3 protein-coding genes are annotated in these 2,091 nt (G+C 64.3%); 2 read left to right on the top strand and 1 reads right to left on the bottom strand.

The window, feature by feature from the left end:
* Together AHiyo1_RS05760 and AHiyo1_RS05755 are read left to right on the top strand one after the other, a co-directional pair.
* On the top strand, positions 1 to 601 hold a 601-nt coding region (locus AHiyo1_RS05760; protein ID WP_148667438.1), incomplete at its 5' end, for an HNH endonuclease signature motif containing protein.
* 156 nt (positions 602 to 757) lie between these two features.
* Positions 758 to 1,531 carry a tyrosine-protein phosphatase gene (locus tag AHiyo1_RS05755; RefSeq protein ID WP_059387902.1) on the top strand — a complete coding sequence of 258 codons (774 nt, stop codon included), beginning with the start codon at positions 758 to 760 and terminating at the stop codon, positions 1,529 to 1,531.
* Here the strand turns inward: AHiyo1_RS05755 and AHiyo1_RS05750 are convergent.
* A partial coding sequence (locus tag AHiyo1_RS05750) for a (2Fe-2S)-binding protein (RefSeq protein WP_172465505.1) occupies positions 1,497 to 2,091 on the bottom strand: 595 nt, incomplete at its 5' end. The two genes, AHiyo1_RS05755 and AHiyo1_RS05750, sit on opposite strands and share 35 nt — an antisense overlap.

The following is a 2,091-nucleotide window of genomic DNA, read 5'->3' as shown; positions in this document are numbered from 1 at the left end:
GTTGCTGGGCGCCTGCAAGATTGCCCTCGCCACCGGTGCACTGCCTGCGGCCGGAGGCCAACGCCCCCAGATCATGGCCACCATCGATCACCGGGAGCTCCTGGCAGCGCTGAAAGACGCGGAGCAGCTCACGTTCCTCGGGCAATCTGGACAAGCCGGGCGCTCCGGCGGGTCGCAACGCGGCACGGGGAGCTTTACGTTCACCGGCCCGGTCCCGGCGGCCACGCTGCGGAAGATCGCCTGCGACGCCGACATCATTCCCGTCGTCCTCGGCGGTGACGGGCAGGTGCTGGACATCGGCCGGTCCTCCAGGATCTTCCCGGCGCACATCCGTAAGGCCATTACCGCCCGGGACAAAGGCTGCGCGTTCCCTTCGTGCACCATGCCGGCCCCGTGGTGCGAAGCCCACCACATCGAGTACTGGTCGCGGGGTGGACCAAGCAGTGTCGACAATGGTGTCTTGCTGTGCAGCCACCACCACCATCTGATCCACAACGAAGAATGGCACATCCAAGTCCAAACAGGCGTGCCCTGGTTCATCCAGCCACCCCACATCGACCCACGCCAACAACCACGCAAGAACCGCTACTTCCATTTGTGATCGCGCGTGTCGGTGTTACCTGCCTTGAGAGTGTGATGTGCCGGGGCCGATCGACCAGAAGGCGACCACGCGCCCGCGAGGTGACCTAGCTGCAATGATGCGCGCGTGGGTGATTATCCAGAAGGGCGACTTGCACGCTCTGGTTTACTAGGGCACATGGGGGATCTGACAGAAAACAAGGATCGCACACTCAGAGTTGAAGGCTTGGTCAACGGACGTGACCTCGGTGGTCTACGGCGCGCAGACGGGGCACTTACTCCGCGAGGCGTGTTGTTCCGGAGCGAGAACGTCGATTGGATCACCGGGAACGGATGGCAACAGATCCATGATGCCGGGATCCGCACTGTGGTGGACCTCCGTCAGCAAGGCGAACGGGACACGGATACCAAGGAACGGCCCAGTTGGCTCACCACAATCCACGTTGATCTTGACGGCCTGGAAAACAAGGAATTCTGGGCCGACTACTGGGACAGCGGTCTGGTGGGCACAGCGATGTATTTCCAGCCGCACCTCGCCGCCATGCCCGAACGGGCCGGCGCCGCTATATCCGCCGTGATCAACGCGCCGGCAGGAGGGGTCCTCTTCCATTGCATGGGCGGCAGGGACCGGACTGGCCTGCTCGCCATGGCTCTGCTTCACGCAATCGGCACAGACCCCGAAGGCATCGTCGATGACTATCTGGAAACCGTCAGGCTTGGCGATGCGCGGGCGGCCAGAGGCGAGCGAAACAACGTCGAACCTAGGCTTGAGGAACTATGCCGGCAACACGGCACAACAACTGAAGGCGCCTTCCGGGATGCCTTGGAAAAATTCGATCTCCACACCTTCCTCGACGCCGCGAAGCTCACCGACAGGGACCGGGAGGGCCTGTTCACGTGGCGCGGCGCGGCAACCCCTACGCCGCAACGCCCTGGAAATGCTTCTCGATAATCCCCTTGATGTCCCCATGGCACCCTCCGCACCCCGTCCCCGCGCGGGTCGCCTTGGAAACTTCCGGCACGGACGAGCAGCCATCCAACACGGCTTCCTCGATGCTCGCGCCGCTGACGCCTGCGCAGCGGCACACTGTGCGCTGCGGATCATCATTCGAAGCGGAAGAGCCGAGCTGGTCCGGCCCGTCCAGGCGTAGGAGGAGTGAACGGTCTGCTGGCAACTCGGAGCCGCGTTCGAACAGCATCACCAGCTCCGCGGCCGTGCGCGGCATGCCTACGGTGACGAGTCCTTCGAGCGCGCCGCCCCGCGTCGTCATTTTGACGTAGCGGCCGTGTTCGGGATCGGCCCACTGGGCGACCTGGCGCCGGGGCGTTCCCTCGGAGACACCCACGGACAACAGCTCGTCATCCCACGGCTCAGCGCTGTTGTCGCCAGCGACCGCCAGGTTGATGCCTCGCGCCTTCAACACCACGACCCCGGGCTTCTCCTGCGGCATCGGTGCCAAGGTGTCGGCAGCGTCCTGGCCGCCTTCGGCAAGAAGGATCAGGTACTCGGCA

This window comes from Arthrobacter sp. Hiyo1, assembly GCF_001263615.2.
In the GTDB taxonomy this organism is placed as follows: Bacteria; Actinomycetota; Actinomycetes; order Actinomycetales; family Micrococcaceae; genus Arthrobacter.
Note: the sequence above shows the minus strand (reverse complement) of the source record. Positions and strands in the feature narration are given on the sequence as shown.